17 protein-coding genes are annotated in these 22,755 nt (G+C 57.1%); 6 read left to right on the top strand and 11 right to left on the bottom strand.

The window, feature by feature from the left end; translation table 11 throughout:
- The first annotated feature begins 110 nt into the window (after nt 1-110).
- Nucleotides 111-440, top strand: a complete 330-nt coding sequence (locus GT003_RS03145) for a helix-turn-helix domain-containing protein (protein WP_161694357.1) — start codon at nt 111-113, stop codon at nt 438-440.
- Here the strand turns inward: GT003_RS03145 and GT003_RS03140 are convergent.
- Nucleotides 437-2,470, bottom strand: a complete 2,034-nt coding sequence (locus GT003_RS03140) for a sensor histidine kinase (protein WP_161694355.1) — start codon at nt 2,468-2,470, stop codon at nt 437-439. The two genes, GT003_RS03145 and GT003_RS03140, sit on opposite strands and share 4 nt — an antisense overlap.
- A 120-nt stretch (nt 2,471-2,590) precedes the next feature.
- Here GT003_RS03140 and GT003_RS03135 point away from each other — a divergent pair, with 120 nt between their 5' ends.
- Genes GT003_RS03135 through GT003_RS03120 form a run of 4 tightly spaced genes read left to right on the top strand, consistent with a single transcriptional unit; the run spans nt 2,591 to nt 6,311 of the window.
- Nucleotides 2,591-3,322 (top strand): response regulator transcription factor, encoded by a 732-nt coding sequence (locus GT003_RS03135; RefSeq protein WP_161694353.1) that lies wholly within the window; start codon nt 2,591-2,593, stop codon nt 3,320-3,322.
- Nucleotides 3,309-4,175: a class I SAM-dependent methyltransferase gene (locus GT003_RS03130; protein WP_161694351.1), complete on the top strand. Its 867-nt coding sequence runs from the start codon at nt 3,309-3,311 to the stop codon at nt 4,173-4,175. Before GT003_RS03135 ends, GT003_RS03130 begins: the two co-directional genes overlap by 14 nt.
- Before the next feature lies 1 nt (nt 4,176).
- On the top strand, nt 4,177-4,935 hold the full coding sequence (locus tag GT003_RS03125) for an RluA family pseudouridine synthase (RefSeq protein WP_161694349.1): 759 nt from the start codon (nt 4,177-4,179) through the stop codon (nt 4,933-4,935).
- Nucleotides 4,932-6,311, top strand: coding sequence for a CapA family protein (locus GT003_RS03120; protein ID WP_161694347.1), 1,380 nt, complete (start codon nt 4,932-4,934; stop codon nt 6,309-6,311). Before GT003_RS03125 ends, GT003_RS03120 begins: the two co-directional genes overlap by 4 nt.
- A gap of 203 nt (nt 6,312-6,514) precedes the next feature.
- Here the strand turns inward: GT003_RS03120 and GT003_RS03115 are convergent, their stop codons facing one another.
- Complete coding sequence (locus tag GT003_RS03115) at nt 6,515-6,922, bottom strand: MarR family transcriptional regulator (protein WP_161695257.1); 408 nt, start codon at nt 6,920-6,922, stop codon at nt 6,515-6,517.
- A 196-nt stretch (nt 6,923-7,118) separates the two neighbouring features.
- Between GT003_RS03115 and GT003_RS32090 the strand changes: the two genes are divergently transcribed.
- Nucleotides 7,119-7,286 carry a hypothetical protein gene (locus GT003_RS32090; RefSeq protein WP_170312117.1) on the top strand — a complete coding sequence of 56 codons (168 nt, stop codon included), beginning with the start codon at nt 7,119-7,121 and terminating at the stop codon, nt 7,284-7,286.
- Here the strand turns inward: GT003_RS32090 and gyrA are convergent.
- From gyrA to GT003_RS03070, 9 genes are all read right to left on the bottom strand, one after another.
- On the bottom strand, nt 7,283-9,736 hold the full coding sequence (gyrA, locus tag GT003_RS03110) for a DNA gyrase subunit A (RefSeq protein ID WP_161694345.1): 2,454 nt from the start codon (nt 9,734-9,736) through the stop codon (nt 7,283-7,285). The two genes, GT003_RS32090 and gyrA, sit on opposite strands and share 4 nt — an antisense overlap.
- A 94-nt stretch (nt 9,737-9,830) precedes the next feature.
- Entirely contained in the window at nt 9,831-11,804 is a 1,974-nt protein-coding gene (parE, locus tag GT003_RS03105) for a DNA topoisomerase IV subunit B (protein WP_161694343.1), read from the bottom strand.
- A gap of 511 nt (nt 11,805-12,315) precedes the next feature.
- Complete coding sequence (locus GT003_RS03100) at nt 12,316-13,302, bottom strand: ABC transporter permease (RefSeq protein WP_161694341.1); 987 nt, start codon at nt 13,300-13,302, stop codon at nt 12,316-12,318.
- On the bottom strand, nt 13,295-14,263 hold the full coding sequence (locus GT003_RS03095) for an ABC transporter ATP-binding protein (RefSeq protein ID WP_239565620.1): 969 nt from the start codon (nt 14,261-14,263) through the stop codon (nt 13,295-13,297). Before GT003_RS03095 ends, GT003_RS03100 begins: the two co-directional genes overlap by 8 nt.
- Nucleotides 14,264-14,274: 11 nt before the next feature.
- A complete protein-coding gene (locus GT003_RS03090; RefSeq protein ID WP_161694339.1) occupies nt 14,275-15,102 on the bottom strand; it encodes a GDSL-type esterase/lipase family protein in 828 nt (275 codons plus the stop codon).
- Nucleotides 15,103-15,305: 203 nt separating this feature from the next.
- The gene (gene purT / locus GT003_RS03085) at nt 15,306-16,484 is read right to left on the bottom strand and encodes a formate-dependent phosphoribosylglycinamide formyltransferase (protein ID WP_161695253.1); all 1,179 of its coding nucleotides are present in this window, start codon (nt 16,482-16,484) and stop codon (nt 15,306-15,308) included.
- Between the two features lie 122 nt (nt 16,485-16,606).
- Nucleotides 16,607-18,442: an ABC transporter ATP-binding protein gene (locus GT003_RS03080; RefSeq protein WP_338045846.1), complete on the bottom strand. Its 1,836-nt coding sequence runs from the start codon at nt 18,440-18,442 to the stop codon at nt 16,607-16,609.
- Nucleotides 18,442-20,220: an ABC transporter ATP-binding protein gene (locus tag GT003_RS03075; RefSeq protein WP_161694337.1), complete on the bottom strand. Its 1,779-nt coding sequence runs from the start codon at nt 20,218-20,220 to the stop codon at nt 18,442-18,444. Before GT003_RS03075 ends, GT003_RS03080 begins: the two co-directional genes overlap by 1 nt.
- A 602-nt stretch (nt 20,221-20,822) precedes the next feature.
- The coding region (locus GT003_RS03070) for a dynamin family protein (protein ID WP_211676296.1) at nt 20,823-22,755 on the bottom strand (1,933 nt) is incomplete at its 5' end.

Raw genomic sequence — 22,755 nt, 5'->3', positions numbered from 1 at the left:
AAATCCTTGACAATGATACACTTTGTATCATAAATTATCTAGTAGAAGGACGGAAGGACATCTTCCGGACTAGTACTAGATGGCTAGATTGACGTAAGGAGCTATATATCATGACGATGGGAGATCGATTGCGAGAACTAAGGCTTCGTAAAAACATTTCGCAAGAAGAAGTCGCCAGACAGATCGGCATTACGCGTTCCGCTTACAGTCATTACGAAATCAACAATCGCCAGCCCGTCTATGAAACCTTGAAGAAGCTGGCGGTCCTGTTCAACGTATCCCTGGACTACATAATCGGCGGCGAGCCGGCGAGATCGGATACATCGGTAACGCCCGAGGCCATCGAAATCATCCGTATCTTAAACGGCATGGATCAGGAGCGGCGCAAGCAGTCCATCGACCGGATGATGGCCGTCCTCAAGCAGGCCGATCGAAGCTAGCGTACGGTACACGGCAGCATGAACCAAATCATGGTGCCCTTGTCGACCGCGCTGACCGCTCCGATCGTGCCTCCGTGGGCTTCGACAATCTCCTTGGCGATGGCAAGCCCGAGTCCGCTACCTCCTTCCGCGGAATTGCGGGAAGCTTCGATTTTGTAAAACCGGTCGAAGATGAACGGCAGATGCTCCTCCTCGATCCCGCTTCCCGTATCGCTGACGGTAATGATCACCCGGTTCGTCGAAGCCTCGAAGAAAAAAGAAAGCGTTATCTCCCCGCCTCTCGGCGTATGCTTGATCGCATTGTAGATAATATTCGCCATGACTTGATCCATCCGGGACAAATCCAAGCTCAGCCGGATGCGGTTCTGCTGCTCGGCGTCCCGGGTATGACTTTCCCGAGGCGCGTTTTCGCTATGAAATTCGCAGCTGAACCGCAGTCCCGCGCTGATGACGTCGATCTCGTACAAGTCGCGCAGCTGCCTCTTCCACTGCCCCAGCACGACCTCCGCAAAGTCGAACCGCGTTTGTCCCGCCTCCAGCTTCGTCAGCTCGAACAAATCATGAATCAAACGATTCAGCCCGCCCACTTTCCCGAGCATCATCCTGATGTAGCGCTGCTGCTGCTCCTCGGATTTGACGACGCCGTCCTGGAAAGCCTCCAGATACCCTTGGAGAAGCGTGATCGGCGTGCGCAGGTCATGCGAAATATTCGTCATCAGTTGACGCCTGGACGTTTCCGAGCGCTGCAAGTCGCGGTTGGTCTGCGCCAGCGAATCGTTGACCTCGCTCAGCGCTACCGTCCGCTCCTCGATCCGTTCCTCCAGATGCACGTTCAGCTCGCGAAGCTCGTTCGATACATGCTCGACCTGATATAAGGCACTCGAAAACCGTTTGGATATGATGAACGACTGCATCAGCATGAAGAAAAACAATCCGAGCGGCACTAACTGCGCGTAGATCAGCCACTCATTATAGAACAGCATGTCGTTCAAGACCGTCAGGACGAACACCCCCACGCCGACAAGCACGAACGCGGCTCCGATCCGTTTCCTGAATCTCGCCGCGGCGAGCACGCAGAGCGTGTACGCGCTAACCGCGACGACGTACAGCTGAAAGACGGTAATCAGCCTGGAATACACGATCGCCGGACAGAAGATGACGAACGTGCAGAGCGCGAGTCCGATGCCGATAACGGCATGGGCGACCTTCTTCGACGCCTCCTGCGGAAAAAGCCGGTACACGTACAGATAACCGGTAACCGCGCTCAGCGAGAAGGAGATGTACTCGATCTTCAGCCCGCCTTCCCACGGAATCGGGAACAGCTGGAGCAGGTAATTATCGCCCGTGACGCTCGCCCTGGCAGCCACGAACAGGCATAGGAGTCCGAAATGCAGCATGAATTTCTCCTGCCGCCGGAATGCGAAGAGCCCGATGTGATAGACGCCGATAATGATCAGACTGCCGAGTATGAGCATTTCCTTGGCCGTCGTTTTCATCTGCCCGTTCACGATCGTATCGCTGTTCCCGAGCTGCATCGGGACCCAGATTCCCCCTTTGCGGTGCTGGAAATTGGAGACTTGAATGACGATATCGACGGCGTCCGAATTGGCGTCAAAGGAAACGATGCGCGGATACTGCTGCGGCACCGACGCGGCACGGCTCGTCCCGACTTGTCCCTGAACGGCCATTTCCTTCCCGTCAATCCACAGCCTGTAGCTGCTGAATATGTTCGGGACGCGCAGCGCCAGCAAGCGTTCACGCGGCGCCAGCTCTACCTTCAGCCTGTAGGTCGCGAAGCCTTGCCCGTTCCATGAACGCGGCACCATGATGAAGCGGTCGGACCGATCCAGCCGCGAATCGCCCGGCGTCAGCAGCTCGCCCGTATAGAACGACCATTGTCCGGAGAGCGCAACCTCTCCCTTTTCTTCGAACGACCAGCCGCGCAGGTCCATGACGCCGTTCTTGGCCGCGGGCATCGCGCTGCCTTCGCGAACCGTACAGCCTGAAAGCAGGATGAAGATGATGGACATAAGGATGAGCATGAATAGTGCGGATAAGCGGCGAATGACGGTACCCTCCTGAAAAACGTAGATTGCCCGCCCCTCCCTCCATTCGCTATAATAGTGCGAGGGAAGAGGAGGAACTGAAAGATGTCTGGGAGCAAAATATTAGTCGTTGATGATGAAGCGGATATTACCGAGCTGATCAGCCTGTACATGGAGCGCGAAGGCTATCATGTGCACACGGCGGACAACGGCGAAGACGCCGTGCTGTTCGCCGATTCGTATCGGCCGGATTTGATCATCCTGGACGTGCAGCTCAAGCAAATGGACGGCTTCGACGTCTGCAAGCGGATCCGGGAGGTTTCGGATGTTCCCATCCTGTTTGTCAGCTGTAAAAACGACGATACTGACATTATACATGGTCTGACCGTGGGCGGCGACGATTACATGACGAAACCGTTCAGTCCGAGCCAGCTGGTCGCGCGGGTCAAGGCGCATCTGCGCCGCCAGTCGGTCAACGACCGTCAGAATCCGTACGACCGCGCCGCAGGCGAGGTGCTTCGTTTCGACGGACTCGTCATCGACTTGCCCGGACGCACCGTGCACGTGCAGGGCAAAGAAGTGTTCCTCTCGACCAAGGAGTTCGAGCTGCTCGTCCGCTTGGCCAAGACGCCGAACCGCGCCTTCGCCCTGGACGACCTGTACACCATCGTTTGGGGACACGATAGTATGGGAGACACGCGCACGCTCATGGTGCACGTCAGCAATCTCCGCAAGAAAATCGAGCCGGACCCCGCGAATCCGACCTATATCCTCACCGTCCGGGGCGTCGGCTATAAATTCAACATCAAGGAAGGAAACACGCATGTACAACGCTGATTTATGGAAAGATTACGAGCTTCTCGATACCGGAAACGGCGAAAAACTGGAACGCTGGGGGTCCTATGTGCTCCGCAGGCCCGATCCGCAGGTCATCTGGCCCATCGCGAACGAGACGGGCCGCTGGAAGACGGCCGACGGCCATTACCATCGCAGCTCCTCGGGCGGCGGCGAATGGGATTTTCGCACGAAAATGCCGGAGAGATGGACCATCTCTTACGGCGAGCTGAAATTCCATATCAAGCCGACGAGCTTCAAGCATACCGGCTTATTCCCGGAACAAGCCGTCAACTGGAGCTGGATGATGGACAAGATCCGGAATGCCGGCCGGCCGGTCAAAGTGTTGAACCTGTTCGCCTATACGGGCGGCGCTACCGTCGCGGCGGCGGCGGCGGGCGCGGAAGTATGCCACGTCGATGCCGCGAAGGGCATGGTGCAGTGGGCGAAGGAAAACGCCGAGCTGTCGGGCCTTGCTTCTGCTCCGGTCCGTTACATCACGGACGACGTCTTCAAATTCGTCCAGCGCGAAGAACGCCGCGGCAGCCGGTACGATGCCATCATTATGGATCCGCCTTCTTACGGGCGCGGGCCGAATGGCGAGATGTGGAAGCTGGAACAGAACCTGTATCCGTTCCTGGAATCCTGCACGCGTATTATGAGCGAGAACCCCTTGTTCGTGCTGGTCAATTCCTACACGACAGGGCTGTCTCCTACCGTGCTTCACAATATGCTCCATATGACGGTAGGCCGCAAGTTCGAAGGCTCCATCCACTGCGGCGAAATCGGAATTCCGATCACGACGTCGGGCTTGACGCTGCCATGCGGCATTCTGGGACGCTGGGAGGGCGAATAGCATGACCGCCAGCGGCAGGCCCGATCCGTCTCCCTTGCTTCCCGTGCTCTATGAGGATAACCATCTGCTTGCCGTCGTGAAGCCGCCGGGTATCCTCTCGCAAGCCGACGAAACAGGCGAGTCCGATATGGTCACCCTGCTGAAGGATGATTTGAAGGTGCGGTACGGCAAGCCCGGCAACGTTTACGTCGGGCTCGTCCACCGTCTGGACCGGCCCGTCGGCGGCGCGATGCTCTTCGCCAAGACGTCCAAAGCGGCCTCCAGGCTGTCTGAATCCGTCCGCAGCCGCAGCTTTGACAAAATATACCTTGCCGTCGTTCACGGCGCTCCTGCTGCCTCTTCCGGTCGTCTGCGCCATTTCCTGCGCAAAGATGCGGGCCGCAACATCGTCACGGTTCACGAACAAGCGGTCCGGGACGCCAAAGAGGCGATCCTGGATTATGCGGTCGCCGCGAAGCGGGGCGCGTATTCCCTCGTCGCGGTGAAGCTCCTGACGGGCCGGTCCCATCAGATCCGGGCGCAGATGGCCGCGATCGGCTGTCCGCTCGTCTTCGACCGCAAATACGGCGCGCCGCCCGTTCAAGGGGAGCAGGACATCGCCTTATGGTCGACGTCCATCGGAATCTCGCATCCCGTCACGAAGGAATGGTTGACCATTATCTCCCGCCCGCCGGCATCGCTGCCATGGACCCGGTTCGACGAGGCGGATTTCTCCGGCGCGCTTCGACTGCTGGCGCACGAAGGAGGTACGGACCGATGAAGCACCGTTCGGCGAAACGGTTGACGAGGCGGTGGTTGCCTATCCTGTTGTGCCTGCTGCTGATCGGCGGTTGTTCATCGGGTCCCAAGCTAGCTCCCGTTCCTCCCGACCAAGCCGCCGACAATTCGAACGGCCATGAATCGCCGCCACCTTCGCAGGAACCCGCTCCCGATTCCGATCCGGGCAATACGCCGGATAACGGTTCGCAGCTGCCCGATGAGCCTGCCGGCAACTCGGGCAGCGAGGATGCCCCCGGCGCGGATGAAGATGTTCCGAATGCCGGCGGAGACAGCGCTCAGCCGCCCGTTGACGACGGGACGTACGATGCGACATGGGTCGCGGCGGGCGACATTATGATGCACATGCCGCAGCTGCCGGGCGCATACGACGAGGCAGCCGGCACGTATAACTTCAATTCCTTCTTCAAGCCGGTGAAGCCGATCTTGGAACAGGGCGACTGGACGCTCGGGAATCTGGAGACGCCGATCGCGGGCAAGTCGCTCGGATTATCTGGTTACCCGCGCTTCAATGCGCCGGCGGAGCTTGGCGATGCGTTGAAGTATGCCGGGTTCACGACGATCACGAACGCCAACAACCATGCGATGGACCGCGGTTCCCAAGGTATCGCCATGACGCTCGCGAAGCTGCAGAAGCTTGGACTGGACACCAAAGGAACGGCACGCTCGAAAGCGGAAGCCGACAAGCTCACGATCGTGAAGCGCGCCGGCATATCCATGGGATTGCTTGCTTACACGTACGGAACGAACGGCATTCCGCTGCCGAAGGACCAGCCTTATGCGGTGTCGCTCATCGACGAGCAGGCCATCATCAAGGACATCGGCCGTTTGAAGGCGGCCGGGGCGGACTTCATCACGGTGTGCCTGCATTTCGGCATCGAGTATCAGACGACGCCGAACGACGAACAGACGATGCTGGCCAGAAACCTCATCGCCGCGGGCGCCGACATTATCGCCGGTTCCCATCCGCATGTCGTGCAGCCCTACGAGCTCGCCGAAGTGACGAATCCGGACGGCACGGCAAGAAAAGGCCTCATCATTTATTCCATGGGCAACTTCATATCCAATCAACGCGGCAATACGAAAGATTACGGCGTCATCTACAAGGTCGGCATCCACAAGGAACATGGCGCCACGACGATCGGCAGCGTGAAGGCCATCCCGACGTGGGTGCACCGAACGAGCGTGAAGGGCGTCAATCGCTATGCCATCGTGCCGATCGGAGACGCAATAGCTTCCAAATCGCTTGCCGATTTGAGTTCGGCCGATTATGCCGCGGTGAAGAGCACTTACGCGCAGGTAACGAAACGAATCGAATCGATGCACAGCAAGCCGGTTCAACTGCAAGCTTCTCAATAACATTGACTTCGTCCTCACGGCTGTCGCGTGGACAGGCTTGTAGGACATTCTAAAAAGTAAAATAGAAACCGCCCCTTCGATTCCACTGCGGGAATCAAAGGGGCGGTTTTTGCTGTATTCGACTTTGATAAATTCAATTCCGATGAGTTCAATGCTGGTGCATTCGATTCTTCTGTATGTAAATCTACGATCGCCATCCCAATTCAGGCATTCGCGACCTTACCGAGCAAATAAACAAGCAGTTGCTGATTGTGCAGGGAAATCCGATCCAGCGCTTCGCTGATGTACGCATCCCGAATGGATACGCCTCGCTCGGCTTCCTCTTTCCCTTTGTCCGTTGCCGTGATCCAGACGATCCGTCTGTCGCTCTCGTCCCGGTTTCGGACCACCAGGCCGCCGCGTTCCATTCGATCCAGCAGCGTCGTGATCGCCGCAGGCGTCGTCTCCAGATAAGCCAGCAGATCCGACGGCTTCATCGGCTGATGCTGCAGGAGCAGCTCCAATACGACCAGCTGTCCTTCCGTCAAGCTCGGTGCCAATTCATCCTCCAGATGCGTCTTCCATTCCTTCGTCATCTTCATCCACAGCCGGGCAAATTCCGCAGAAACGATGACCATCACCCGCTTTCTGTCCGATTTATGCTCATGCCTTATTATACCATGACCGAATGTCGAATTTAAGGTTAATGCAGTTAATATTTTGCCCGCTTAATCGCTATAATAGAGAACCATTTGACAACGTTAGACATACACTGGTGCTATAGGCTGTTGTACCGGCTCGAAACATCGAACAGGAGCGTGATCGCACATGGAGGACCGCAAGCAGGAGATCTTGCGCAAATTGAGCCGTTTCGGAATAGAAAAAAAACCGCAATGGCTTGACCGGCTCGATGAACCGGCCCCATTGTGGGTTGTGCTTGAATTGATGATCGAGCTGCTGGAGCAGCGGGAGTCCCCGCATCAGCCGTTCGATTAATCCTGCTGCTGCAGGTCCGCCCTGACGAACAACGCGACGAGCGCGTCTTTCTTATCGATCGGCGCAAGGGCGCGCCCTGTCGATTTGCGGTCTTCGATCGGCGCTTTCTCGGTCGATACCGAGAATACCGCGCCGGACCCCGCGAGCAGGACAAGCTCCCGCTCTTCTTTGCACAGCAGGCCGCCGATAAGCCGGTCGCCGTTCGGACGAACGCGTTTGCCTTCCTTGAATTCGAAGGTCGCCACGCCTTTGCCGCCCCGGCCCTGCATCGGATAATCCAGCAGCAAGGAACGCTTCGCGAACCCGAGGTCGGTCATGACAAGCACTTCTCCCTCGTCGCCGCTGACGGTCTCGGCGGCGACGATTTCGTCGTCCTCGCGTAGCGCGATGCCCTTCACGCCGGAGGCGACGCGTCCCATCGTGTTCACTTCGCTTTCGGCGAACCGAATGCTCATGCCGTTCTTCGTCAACAGCAGCAATTCCTTCGCATTGTCGCTCTGCATGACGCGGAGCACATCGTCGCCCTCCGCCAGCTTGACTGCCGCGATGGCCGTCGAACGCGATGATTTGTAATCCTTCAGCTCGGAACGCTTCACTTGTCCCCGCTTCGTCACGAAGACGAGCGAACGGCCAGGCCCTTCGAAGTCTTTGATCGGAATGACGCTGACGATGCTGTCGTCCTTCGGAATCGGCACCACGTTGACGACCGCGGTTCCGGTATCCTTCCATTTGAACTCCGGAATGAGATGGACGGGCAGCTGATAATATTGCCCCTTGCGCGTGAAGAGCAGCAGCTGGTCGATCGTATTGACGTCGATCAGCGTGCGGATAACGTCGCCATCCTTCACGCCGGCGCTCGACAGCTCGCCGCCCGAACGGGTGAACGAAAGCTTCGACGTCCGCTTGATATAGCCGTCCTGGCTGAGCGTGACGAAGACGTCCTCCGATGCCACGATGACTTCCAGGTTCACCTTCAGCTCTTCCACTTCACCTTTGATCTCAGAGCGGCGGTCGATGCCGTATTTGTCGCGGATCTCCGTCAGTTCTTCCTTGATGACGCTGATCAATTTCTTCTCGCTATCGAGAATGGAACGCAGATACGCGATGCGTTTCTGAATGTCCTTGAGCTCTTTCTCGATCGACGTTATCTCCAAATTCGTCAGACGGTATAATTGCAGCGTTAAGATGGCATCCGCTTGCCGTTCGGAGAAGCCGAATTGCGCGACCAGATTGTTCTGCGCATCCTGACGGTTCTTCGATGCCTTGATGGCAGCGATGACTTCGTCCAGAATATTGAGCGCCTTCGCTAAACCTTCCAGCACGTGCGCGCGGTCTTCCGCCTTCTCCAGCTCGTACTTGGAACGAAGGGTCACGACTTCCTTCTGATGCGCGATATAAGCTTCCAGCATGGCTTTCAAGCCCAGCTGCTGCGGCGTTTTATTGACGATCGCAACCATGTTGAAGCTGTAAGCGACCTGCAGGTCGGTTTTCTTCAGCAAGTAAGCCAGAATGCCCTGGGCGTCGGCTTCCTTCTTCAGCTCCACGACGATCCGCAGACCGTTCCGGCCGCTCTCGTCGCGCACTTCCGCGATCCCTTCGACCTTCTTCTCGATCCGAATGTTCTCCATGGCCGTCACGAGACGGGACTTTACGACCTGGTAGGGAATTTCGGTGATGACGATTTGCTGGCGTCCGCCCTTGACGTCTTCGATCGCCGTCTTCGAACGATGATAGATGCGCCCTTTGCCTGTTTGGTAGGCGTCCCGGATGCCATCTTCGCCCATGATGATGCCGCTGGTCGGAAAATCCGGGCCTTTCACGATCGTCATCAGCTGTTCCAGCTCGATCGCCGGATTGTCCATCATGGCCATGCATGCGTTAATGACCTCTCGCAGGTTATGAGGCGGGATTTCCGTTGCGAAGCCGGACGAAATGCCGCTTACGCCGTTGACCAGCAAATTCGGGTATCGGGAAGGCAGCACGACCGGTTCTTTCGTCGTATTATCGAAGTTGTCCTTGAAGAGGACGGTACGTTTCTCGATATCGCGCAGCAGCTCCATCGCGATCGGCGACAAGCGAGCTTCCGTATACCGCATCGCCGCCGCCGGATCGTCGTCGATCGAGCCCCAGTTGCCGTGGCCGTCGATGAGCATATGCCCCATTTTCCAAGGCTGCGCCATGCGCACCATGCCTTCGTAGATGGACGAATCGCCATGAGGGTGATAGTTGCCCATGACGTCGCCGACGGTTTTGGCGGACTTGCGGTAACCTTTGTCCGGGGTATTGCCCGCATCGTACATGGCGTACAGAATACGCCGCTGTACCGGCTTCAGCCCGTCGCGAACGTCGGGTATGGCGCGGTCTTGAATGATGTATTTGGAATAACGTCCGAAGCGGTCGCCGACGACCTCTTCCAGAAACGCCGGTAAAAACTGTTCCAGCATGCTCATGCCGATACTCTCCTAAAAGGTTTGTGTGTGAAGCCAGCAGCCGAATGATCGGCTAATCGAACAAAACGATTTCGCAAGCCTACTCCCAGGCTAATTATTCTTCATACTCCGTAAAGTCGACGTTCTCGACGATCCAACGTTTGCGCGGATCGACCTTGTCGCCCATCAGCGTGGAGACGCGGCGTTCCGCTTTCGCGGCATCCTCGATCTGGACCTGCAGGAGCGTGCGGGTTTCCTGATTCATCGTCGTTTCCCAGAGCTGATCGGGATTCATCTCGCCAAGTCCTTTGTAGCGCTGCAGCTCGAAGTTTTTGCCGAACTCCTTCAAGTAGTTTTGCAGCTGCTCGTCCGTCCATGCGTATCGGACCGTTTCGAGCTTGCCGGATTTGCGCGTGATCTTGTAAAGCGGCGGCTGCGCGATGAACACGCGGCCGGAGTCGATCAACGGCTTCATGTACCGGTAGAAGAACGTCAGCAGCAGCACTTGGATATGCGCGCCGTCCGTATCCGCATCCGTCATGATGATGATTTTGCTATAATTACACGATTCCGCGTCGAATTCCGGACCGATGCCCGCTCCGATCGCCGCAATAACCGCCTTATATTCGTCGTTTTTGAGGATATCCAGCAGCTTGGCCTTCTCCGGGTTCATCGGTTTTCCTTTGAGCGGAAGAATGGCTTGGTATTTGGAATCGCGTCCCTGTTTCGCCGAACCGCCGGCGGAGTCGCCTTCCACGATGAAGAGCTCTGTTCTTGTGACGTCTTTCGATTGCGCCGGGGAAAGCTTGCCGTTCAGATTGGAGCTCTCGCTCTTCTTCTTGCCGCTGCGGATTTCATCGCGTGCCTTGCGCGCCGCTTCGCGGGCTCTGGACGCTTGTATCGCTTTCTTCAGCAGCAGCTGCGCCACCTGCGGGTTTTCTTCCAGAAATACTTGCATTTTCTCGGTCACGATGGCATCGACGGCGCTTCGTGCCGACGAGCTTCCGAGCTGATCCTTCGTTTGGCCGACGAATTCCACGTCCGCCATCTTGATGTTGATGACGGCCATCATGCCTTCGCGCAAATCATTGCCTTCCAGATTCTTGTCTTTCTCCTTCAACAGGCCGTTCTTGCGGGCATAATCGTTCATCACGCGCGTATACGCCGTTTTGAAGCCCGTTTCGTGCGTGCCGCCGCCTCTTGTCGGAATCGCATTAACGAATGAAGCCATTGTCTCCGTGTACCCATCGTTGTACTGCAGCGCCACTTCGACCTCGATATCGTCACGCTCGCCGGAAAAATGAATTACGTCGTGAAGGACTGTCTTGTCTTCGTTCAGGAACTGCACGAACTGGCTGGCGCCGCCTTCGTAATAATACTGATCTTCCTTGCCGCCCCGGCTGTCCTTCACGCTCACCTTCAGACCGGAGTTCAGGAACGCGATTTCCTGCAGCCGTTCCGACAGCGTCTCGTAATGGATCGAGATGTTGCCATGGAAGACGCGGGCATCGGGCTTGAAGGTGATCTTGGTGCCCGTGCGGTTCGTATTGCCAATGACCTCCAAACCGGTCACCGGTTCGCCGACATGCTCCTTGCCGGCCTTGTCGACCCAATATTCAAAACGCTGCTTATGTATTTTGCCTTCCCGGTAAATCTCGACCTCCAGCCACTCCGACAACGCGTTCGTGACGGACGCGCCGACGCCGTGCAGGCCGCCGGACTTCTTGTATCCGCCGCCGCCGAATTTACCGCCAGCGTGCAGGATCGTGAACACGACCTGCGGGGTCGGAATGCCGGTCTTATGCATGCCGGTCGGAATGCCGCGCCCGTTGTCCCGGACCGTGATCGAACCGTCGCCGTTGATCGACACGTCGATGGCAGAGCAGAACTTCGCCAAGTGTTCATCGACGGCATTGTCGACGATTTCCCAGACGAGATGATGAAGACCCGAGCTGCTCGTGCTGCCGATGTACATGCCGGGCCGTTTGCGGACGGCGGTCAATCCCTCCAGCACTTGAATATCGTCCGCGTCGTAATTGCCGGCAGCCGAATTTTTTTCGCCCGCAAACAGATTCAACTGCTCAGTCATTATGGGGCCTCCTTAAAGTTTTTAAGCGATACTTCTCTGAAATACTTCAATGCGAGCTTAAAAACTCGCTTCGGAAGCATAAACCAAGTTTTTAAGCGATACTTCTGTGAAATACTTCAACGCGAGCTTAAAAACTCGCTTCGAAAGCATACTCCAAGTTTTTAAGCGATACTTCTGTGAAATACTTCAACGCGAGCTTAAAAACTCGCTTCGGAAGCATAATCCAAGTTTTTAAGCGATACTTCTGTGAAATACTTCAACGCGAGCTTAAAAACTCGCTTCGAAAGCATAATCCACGTTTTACACGATACCTTGCTATCCAAGTTTAACGTCATAAAATGACGGTTCCTTCATCATTAACGGTATGAACCCCGCGGAATTGAATAGCTGCGTCTCCGCCCTGGCCCCCGGGCTATTAACCATACACGATAAACCCGCTCCGCGCCAAGCGTTCTCACAAAGTTTTCGAATTCGGCCTCGCGATGCGCGGCATGACTCGCTTCAAGTTATTCTAATTCATGATGTCTTGTTTCGTAAAGACGGAGAACGAAACCGTCAAGGAAGCCGCGGCCCAAAACGCGAGCACGAGCAGCGAGAATCCAAGCGTCATGCCGGTGATCGGCGGCGGCGAGCCCGCCAAATAATCGGTCAGCTGCAAATTGACGGAGAAGATGAACTTCGCGCTTTGCCACGACGAAGACATGCTGGATAATATCGTACCCGAGATGACTGCTGCCATCATCGTGACGATGCTTGCGGCCGTGCTGCGAACGAGCACGGATACCATTAGGGCGAGCAAAGCAACGGACATGGAGGAAACCCAGATCAAACCCGCTTCCATCAGCAGGTAGAGCCATTGGGGCACCGCGTGGACGAAGCTGCTCTCGATGGACGAGCCCTGAATGACGAACCCCGTGAAGACGGGCATGGCCCATCCGTCGTAGCCGAAGACCGCGCCTGATATAAGATAACAGAGAACGGCGCTCGCGACAACGGTCAATGAGACATACATCGTAAGCGCGACGAGTTTGCTGAACAGGATCTTCCATCGCCGCACGGGCCGCGTAAGCAGCATTTTGATCGTGCCTGCCGTACGTTCGCCGGATACCAAGTCGGATGCAATGGCGAGGACGAGCAGCGGGAAAAACAACGTAACCGCGTTCGACATGAAACTGCGCGTAAAGGTCACGCCGTCCGGCGAATTCGGATTGACGTCATGATCCAGATAATACTGCAGCTGCTGCACCGCGATCCGCCGCGAACGCTTCCACTCGTCGGGAATGCGGTCGCTGGACAGCATATTTTGATATTCGTTAATTTGCTGAACCAGCTGATTCCGCCAGTCCTTGAAATGGCTTTTGTTCGTCTCGGCGATCTTCATCTGCGCATACGTAAAGATCGGGATGAGAATAAGCAGCACGATGAGAATGACCAGAAACCGTTTCTTTTTCCATATCTTCAGCGCCTCGTTCTGTATGAGCGGCAGCAATCTATCCAATACTTTCACCCTCCGTCATCCGCAAAAACAGCTCCTCCAGGGTCGGCGCAATGCGATGCACGGCCACGACGCCGATTCCCGCGCGCACCGCCTTCTCCACCAACGAAGGAATCCGTTCCTGATTCATCGTCGTAACCTGCACATCCTGCATGCCGGCAAATAGGCTCTCGTCGATTCGGTGCTCATGCTCGCCAATCAGCTGAACGTCTAGCTCGCCCTCCAAGAGCCGCCTTCCGGCGCCAGGCTGCTCGAATTGCCAAACGACGTATTGGCCGGCGCCAAGTATGAGTTCGTCGACCGTGCCGACGGCGAGTACCTCGCCTTTGCTGATAATAGCCACGCGATCGCACATCAATTGGATCTCGCTGAGTAAATGGCTGGAAATAAAAAGGCTCATGCCTTGATCGGCCAGCATGCGAACGAATACCCTCAATTCCTTGATGCCTTTGGGATCCAGGCCGTTCGTCGGCTCATCGAGAATGAGCAGCTTCGGTCTGCCGAGCAGCGCCTGCGCAATGCCGAGCCGCTGCCGCATCCCGAGCGAGTAGGTTCTCACCTTATCGTGAATGCGGGCATCCAAGCCGACGATCTGGACGACCTCTCTAATGCGCGTATCGTCGATATTCCGCTGCATGCGCGCGAAATGCTCTAGGTTCTCCCAGCCTGTGAGAAACGGATAGGCTTCCGGATTTTCGACGATGCAGCCGACGTGCCGCAGCGCGGCTTCCGGATTGCGCCCGATATCCTCGCCGCAGATCGTGATCTCGCCGGAGGACGGCTTGATGAGATCGACGAGCATCCGGATCGTAGTCGTTTTGCCGGCTCCGTTCGGCCCGAGAAAACCGAAGATTTCTCCTCCGCGGACGTCGAACGTGACGCCCTTAATGATCGGCTTGCCGCCGATTTGTTTCTTGAGATCGTTCACGGACAATACAATCTCGTCGTTCATGGCCTTGTTCATCGCGATTCCTCCTATTCCAGCGACTGCGCGATGCGTGAGGCAATCTGCGCGTATCCGATATGGTTGGGGTGAAAATGGTCCGACGACAAATAACGGCCGATCGTCTGCTCGAACAAATCGAACGTCGGCACCATGCTCATATTGCCGTACTGGTGAAGCAGCGCGTAGGCTTGTTCGTTCCACGCCTGGATTTGCAGCGAGCCTGCGCGAAAATCCGGGATGTCGTAGAACGGGTTATAGAGTCCCACATAAACGACATGCGCGTTCGGGTTGATATCATGCAGCAGCTTCGTTACTTTCGCCAATTGGTTCAAGCCTTGCGGAAGCTCCGCCTTGAGCTTGTTCAAGTCCAGCTCGTCCGCCTTCTTGTTGGCGCTGCTTCCTGCGGCGATCTGAAACAAATCGTTGCCGCCGATCGTGAAGAGAATCACGTTCGACTGCATCAGCGCGTAACGATAGCCTTTGTCCGTCTCCAGCAATCGGACCAACCGTTCAGCCTTCAACCCGTTGACGGCCAGGTTATTATTCAAGCGGACGTCGGCGTCCGGATATTTCTTGGCCAGCAGCGCAATCGTTTGCTTGACGTAGCCTTCGCCCGTCGCGTCACCGGTTCCTTTGGTGAGCGAATCGCCGATAGCCGTAATGGATATCTCTTTGGCTTCGCTCAGCTTCCCGCTGGCCGGAAGCGCGGGGACGGCCGCGGTTCCCTCGAAAGCCTCGCCTTTCGGATGAAGCATATCTTTCACGGCATACCCGAAGCCCGCCAGCAGCAGCAAGGTCGAGATCACGGCCGACAACCCAATCAATTTCCACAAGCTTCCGGAGGATAACGTTCTCATCTCGCTGTGCTCCTCATTCTTTATCGATTGCTGAAACATTTACGTAGTCTATTTAAAGTAATGCTTTCGGCATCAATTTGCAAATTCATCCATTCCTTTCATGCGATCCAACCTCATGAACGTGATAAAAAAGACATGTCCGCGCCGAATCCCCCTCGAATAAGGAGACCGCCGCGCGGACATGTCCCGCGATGCAAAATGACTTAGGTATACGAAATCGAGAGCGATTGCGCGGCTTGTTTGGCAAGCGCCCGCGCTTGCTCGGCATTGTCAGCCGTGCTGAGGGCCACGGCCATCCGGCGGCCCGGCTTCGTGACCGGCTTGCCGAAGACGCGCACCTGCGTGTTCGGTACGGCGAGCGCATGCTGCAGGCCGTCGATTTGGAACGAATCCGAATCGCGATCGGCTTTCAGCGTATGCGTCGCCCCTGGCGTCAGCAGACGAATCGTCGGAATCGGGAAGCCTAGAATCGCGCGGGCATGCAGCGCGAACTCGGATAAATCCTGCGTCGCCATCGTCACCATGCCGGTATCGTGCGGGCGCGGGGAAACTTCGCTGAACAAGACGCCGTCCTGCGTCAGGAACAGCTCGACGCCGTATATTCCGTATCCGCCAAGCTCGTCCGTTACAGCGCGGGCAATCGCTTCCGCTTCGGCGATTTGGTGCGCCTGCATTTCATGCGGCTGCCAGGATTCGATGTAGTCGCCGTCCTTCTGCACATGGCCGATCGGCGCGCAGAACGAAGTGCCGGATACGGATCGTACCGTCAGCAGCGTAATCTCCGAATCGAAGCGGATGAACCCTTCGACGATGACGCGCTGTCTCTTCGCGCGGCCGCCGTCCATCGCGTATTGCCAGCAAACTTCGGCGTCCTCCTCGGTTTTGCAGACGCTTTGGCCTTTGCCGGAAGAGCTCATGATCGGCTTGATGACGCAAGGCGTACCCAGTTCCGCTACGGCTGCCTGCAGCTCCTCGAGCGAATCCGCGAACCGATAGGGCGCGGTCGGCAGTCCGAGCGTTTCGGCCGCCAGACGGCGGATTCCCTCGCGATCCATCGTGAGCAGCGCGGCACGGGCGGTCGGAATAACGCCCCAGCCTTCTTCCTCCAGTTCGACGAGCGCGCTTGTCGCGATCGCTTCGATCTCCGGGACGATCAGATCCGGCGTTTCTTTCAGAATCAGCTCGCGAAGCGCTTCGGCATCAAGCATATCGATGACATAAGAACGATGCGCGACCTGCATCGCGGGCGCGTTCTCGTAACGGTCTACGGCAATCGTTTCGACCCCAAGACGCTGCGCCTCGATGATGACTTCCTTACCGAGCTCGCCGGAGCCGAGCAGCATGATTTTACGGGCAGTCGTAGAATACGGCGATCCATACATAGACAAGAAAAGAACCTCCCAGGAAGATCGCGTGCCGGCGGAGACGAGAATCGATTCCCGCCGCCCGGCCGGCTTGCGCGTTTTTCTTCCATTGTGGAGGTTCTGTCCCGAAAAATCAAGAATTAGGCCGATAAAAAGCGGTACTGGGCTTCAATCAAACCGTTGTACGTGCCTTTATGGCGGATGAGCTCGTCATGGCTGCCCTGCTCGACGATTTGGCCGTGATCCAGCACGACGATGCGGTCGGCATTGCGAATGGTGGACAACCGGTGCGCGACGATGAAGGAGGTACGTCCCTGAAGCAGCTTCTTGAGCGCTTCTTGGATTTTGAGTTCGGTTTCGGTATCGATGCTCGCCGTCGCCTCGTCAAGGATGAGCACGCGCGGATCGGCCAGCAGCGCCCGGGCGAAGGAGAGCAGCTGACGCTGTCCCATCGACAGGCTGTTGCCGCGCTCTTGCACTTCCGTGTCGTAACCATCCGGCAGGTTCATGATAAAGTCATGCGCGTCAACCGCGGTCGCCGCTTTGACGATCTCGTCGTCGGTCGCGTCCAAGCGCCCGAAACGAATGTTTTCGCGGATCGTGCCCGAGAAGATGAACGTATCCTGCAGCACGACGCCGACCTGCGAACGCAGGCTCTCCAGGGTAACCGAACGGATATCGATGCCGTCAACCCGAACGGCGCCTTGAACGGGATCGTAGAACCGGCAGAGCAAGTTCATGATTGTGCTCTTGCCCGAGCCGGTATGACCGACGAGCGCGATCGTCTCGCCCGCTTTCACGTGCAGGTCGATCCCCTTGAGCGCCGGTCTTCCTTTCTCGTACTCGAAGACGATATGCTCGAAGCTGACGTCGCCGGAGATGCGCGGCAGCTGCCGGGCTTCCTTCGACTCTCCAACGGTCGGCTCTTCGTCGATGAATTCGAAGATCCGTTCCGAAGAAGCCATCGCGATCAGCAGCTGGGCGTACATTTGGCCTAGGCGGTTGATCGGATCCCAGAAATTGCCGACGTAGTTGGCAAAGCCGACGAGAAGGCCGACGGTAATGGCTCCGACGGCGATCAAGTGCGCGCCGTACCAGAATAGGATGAGCGTGCCGATCGCCGACGTGACCTCGATGATCGGGCCGAATGCCTGATTCATCATCGACGCTTTGTTCCACGCCTTGATGTTGATGTTATTGACATGCTGGAAGAAGCTGAAATTCGCTTTCTCCTGCGTATACGATTGCGTGACGCGCATGCCTTGGATGCTCTCGTTCAGATGCGCGTTGATCCGGGACTGCTTCATGCGCACGTCCTGCCAAGCGAAGCGGATCCGCTTGCGCAGCGCGGTGGAGACCACGAACATGAGCGGTACCGTAATCATGATGGCAAGACCGAGCTTGAAGTTCCAGACGAGAAGGATAATGACGATCCCGACCAGCTGGATGCAATCCATGAGCAGGTTGACGACGCCGTTCGTGAACAAGTCCTGAAGCGCGTTGACGTCGTTCGTGACCCGCACGAGCACGGAGCCTGCCGGGCGCTTGTCGAAGAAACGGAACGACAGCTTCTGAATATGCCGGAACAAGTCGTGGCGCAGATCGTAAATGACCTGTTGGCCGATCATATTCGTATAACGGATCCGGTACGTGTTAGCCGCCCATTGAATAATATAAAGCGCGAACATCATTCCGGCATACAGGTACAGCTTATTCATGCTGGGATCGCTGCCGTCCTTCGGCTGGATCGCATCGTCGATCGCCTTGATGAACAAGGCGGGAATCGCCAAACGCGTTAACGTGCCAAGCACGATCATGACGATGATGATCGGAAGCAGCTGCTTCCGGTACGGCTTCATATACGTAAACAATCTGCCGATTTGGGCCCAGTTAAACGGCTTTTCGATCGCGTCGTCATCCTTGTAGATGAATCTTTCATGCGCGCCGCGGGGCTTATGCTGCTCTTGCTCGCTCACTAGACGACCCCTCTCTCTACTTTTGCAATGATTTCGTCGGCAGTCAGCGGACGGTCGGCATATTGGATGTCGTACGTGTCCCGGTACCGTCCCGGCAGGCGAACCAATTGCTCATGCGTGCCGCGCTGCTTGATATGGCCTTCGTCGAGCACGATAATCTCGTCCGCGTGGCGGAGCGACGATATCCGATGCGCGATAATGAACGTCGTGCGACCGGCCATGACTTCCTTGAAGCCGGCTTGGATCTCATGCTCGGTTTCCATGTCGACCGCGCTCGTGGCGTCGTCCAGCACCAGAATGCGCGGATTCTTGATCAGCGCCCGCGCGATGGCGATCCGCTGCTTCTGACCGCCCGAGAGCCCCATGCCGCGCTCCCCGACGACGGTATCGTAGCCTTCCGGAAGCTCCATGATGAAGTCATGCGCTTTCGCCAGTTTCGACGCATGGATGATCTGTTCCATCGTGACGCCGTCCATGCCGTATGCGATATTGTCGCGAATGGAACAGGAGAACAGGAACGTTTCTTGAAAGACGATGGCGATGTGGCTGCGCAGGCTTTCCAGCGACAGATCGCGAATATCGATGCCGTCGATCGTGATCGTGCCCGATTTGACGTTGTAAGCCCGCATCAGCAGCTGGATGATAGTCGACTTGCCGGAGCCGGTAGCGCCGAGCAATCCGATGACCGATCCAGGCTTGGCGTCGATGCTGATGTTGGACACGGCCGGGGCTTTATCCGCGTAATTGAATGTGACGTCATGGAACGCGACATGGCCTTTGACGGTGCTTTCGTCCAAAACGAGCGGATGATCGTTGTCTTTTACGTGTACATATTCATTGAGCAGTCCCAGCAGACGTTCACCGGATGCCTTGGACTGCGTGTAGTTGTTGATTTGAAACCCGATGCTCCACATGGGACCGATGATATACCAGAGCATGCTGTAGAAAGCAACCATCGAACCGAGCGTAATGGAACCATTGATGACGAGTCTCCCGCCCGCGATGAGCAGGATGACGACGCTTAAGCTAGCGAGCAGCTCCATGACCGGGAAAAACTTGCCCCACAGCTGCGATGCGCCGATTTGATTCTTCTTGTACAACTCGCTGCGATTGGAGAATTTATCCATTTCGAACGGTTCGCGCGCGAACGATTTGACGGTCCGGACGCCCGTGATGTTCTCTTGAACCGCCGTCGTCAGATTGCTCATCGCCTGCCGCATTTCCCGGAAAGCCGGATGAATCTTCTTCTCGAAGCGCATCGCCGTGAAAGCGAGGAACGGCATCGTGCACAAGGTGATCAGCGTCAGCTGCCAATGGATCGAGAACATCATGGCCGCTCCGAAAACAACCATCAGGAACATATTCAGGATTTGCACGAAGCCGAAGCCGATGAAGTTCCGCACCGCTTCGAGATCCGCCGTCAGTCGGGACATAAGGTCTCCGGTTTTGGCGGTATCGTAATATTGATAGGACAGCGCTTGAAGCTTCTCGTAGCAGGCGTTGCGCAGACGATAGGCAACCCGGTTACCCAGTCTGCCGCCGAACAAACCGGACAGAAACGCGAAGCTGCCTTTAATCATAATGACCCCGACTACGGAGAGCGACAATGCCGGAACCCACGTGAAGTTTTTGGGAACGATGATTTTGTCGATTAAAACGCGAAGCAAATTGGGGTAAACGAGTCCGAGCGCGGTTGCGCACATCATGAAGACGATCGAAGCGAGCAAACTTCTGCGTTCGACCCAGTAATACGGTTTAAGCTGCTTGAAGACTTCCAATTGGGTAACCCTCTCCCTGTGCTGGTTTGTGCTGCTGTTTGTAGGTGCGAAGAAACGTTCCGCGCCGCAACGTTGACAACGGCCGTTTCTTCTTGATATGTCTGAATATTAACAGCATGAGTCCGGTACGGCAAACAGAGTGCGGGGGCATATAATTGACAATATTCGCTTGCGCTTCCATCCTGCTCAAAAGTAAGGGGGTATTCTTCGATATCGTCTCCTATCGTGGCAAATAGGAGCATATTCCTCCGTTTTTGCACATTTGCCTCTGTTTTTGCATGATTTATTTTTCATGGAAATCGGGGCTTTCGCGTGCCGTTTTTGATGCTGTCAATCCGTCAGGGGAAGCCGCGCATGCCGGGCCGGAGATAGAATCGAGGGCTGACTCCAAATGTACGTTCGAATCGCAACGAAAAAGAAGCTTATTGGCGCGAATAAGGCGCGAATAAGCTTCTTGTCGATGAGAATACCTGTATGCTCGTTAACCTTTGAATATGCGGTTTTACGTTAATCGTTCAATTGATCGGCTTGAAGCGTTACATCGTTTGAAATACACCGTTCGATCGCTTGGAACGAACCTAGAAATCGTTTGAAACAAACCGCTAAATCGCTTGAAGTTCCTGCTGGATCCGCTGCAGCTCGGCAACGTTCGTGCCGCCCGATAAAGAGGCCAGCTTTCCTTGGGAGAACGCGTCAATATCAGCCTGCAGCTGACGCGCGCAGTTCCCAGCAGCCTGCTGCATCAGGTCGCCGTAACGGAGGCTCCATGCCTGCTCCGCCTCCGACATCCACGCTTGGAGCGGCATATCAAGCTCCTTCTCCAGCAAAGCACGAAGCGCCGTCTTGCCTTCGCCTTCAAAGAAATGCTTCGGCGATTTGAACTTGCTCCACAGCAGCTTCATGTCCACGGAGGGAGCCGTCCAAGCAGGCTGCTCCTCCGGCGTCGGAAGCTCCAGCGGCTTGTAAGGGGAAGGCGCGAAACCGTCCAGCAAGCCGGCGGCTTCCTCCGCCGTGTCCGCATACTGCTTCGCCGCCAGCTTGTTGAGCGTGTTGTCCAAGCGAAGCGATGTCGCCTCCAGCTCCTGGGCCAGCTCGATTTGCAGCAATCGCTGCAGCTCCAGCCACGACGTCCACATCGCTTTCTTCAGGTCCCTGCCGTCGTCCTGCAGGGCGGCCGGGTTGAAGGCGAAATGGTAATGGTCGCCGAATCTGAACTGCACCCGCTGCAGCACATAGAAGAGCAGCTCCTTCAGCTCCTGCTGCAGCTGCGCGTGCTGCTTCGGCTCCGCGAGCGCCGCGGCCATCTGACGCGCCCGCTCCGCACTGGCGCGCAAGGCTTCTCGGACGCGGTCCCGCGATTGCTCATCCCCGGAAGCAGCTTCCAGCCAGTTCGCGATCGTGCGGCGGGCGCGTTCGAGCTCCTGCTCGGCTGAAGCGACGGCCAACGCGCCGAGATCCCCCCGCGTAAATCCGAGGAACGACTCCTCGAAGGCGCCTATGCCGGATTCCGCGATCAAGCGGCTGCTGCCGGCGCGTTTGCCGTCCAGCGCCTGCAGGCTCGATACGGGGAACATCCGCGGGAAACGAATGCCGTGCTGCTGGAGGTTGCGCTCCACGTGCGCGAGCACGCCCTCCAGCTCTTCCCGGCTGGCCGCGAGATCGGATGCATTGACGATAAAGAACATTTTATCCAATTCGAATTGATCCTTCACGCGCCCGAGCTGCATTAAAAACTGGCGGTCGGCCTGCGAGAAGGCATGATTGTAGTACGTGACGAACAAGATCGCGTCCGCGTTCTTGATATAATTGAACGCGACGCCCGTATGCCGCGCATTGACGGAATCCGCGCCCGGCGTATCCACGAGGACGATGCCTTGGGCGGTCAGCGGATTCGCATGGTAGAGCTCGATCTCGCTGACGAAGCAGGAGCGCGATTCTTCCGCGACATAACGGCGGTAATCCTCGGCGCTGACGGCCAGCTGCTGCCCGAGATGGGCTTCGTGCTCTGCCCAGCCCTTCGCCGCGGCCTTCAAGAAGCTGTAATGCGGGCGTCCGCCTGCATGCACGCCGTCCGGCGACAGCTTGCGAATGGCCTGCAGCAGCTCGTCGCCGCTTAGCTGCGCCGCGTTCTCTCCCAATAAGCCGAGCGAGTAACGCAGGTCATCCAGCATCGCCTCGCGCGATTTCATCCAGACCGCCGCGGTTCCATGCGGCCGCTCCGCCGTCGGCGGAACGATCCGGTTGACCGCCGCCGTCGTCGGATTCGGCGAGACCGGCAGCACCGCGTCGCCGAGCAAGGCGTTGGCGAGCGAGGATTTGCCCGCGCTGAAGGCACCGAACAGCGCGATCGTGAACCGGCTGCTGCGCAGACGCTCCGCTTTGTCGCGCATGCCGTTCACGGTCGCGGCCAGCGATGCATGCGGCGCCAGCAGTGCCGCCGCCCGGCTCAGCCGCTCCGCCGCTTGGCGCTGCGGAGCGAGGGCTTCCGCGGCGGCGGGGCTTGGCGCCGCTGCTGCGGGCGCGCCCGCGCCCGCG

The organism is Paenibacillus sacheonensis (assembly GCF_009909195.1).
Classification (GTDB): Bacteria; Bacillota; Bacilli; order Paenibacillales; family Paenibacillaceae; genus Paenibacillus_Z; species Paenibacillus_Z sacheonensis.
The sequence above is the reverse complement of the archived record's forward strand: the minus strand, read 5'-3'. Positions and strand labels throughout refer to the sequence as shown.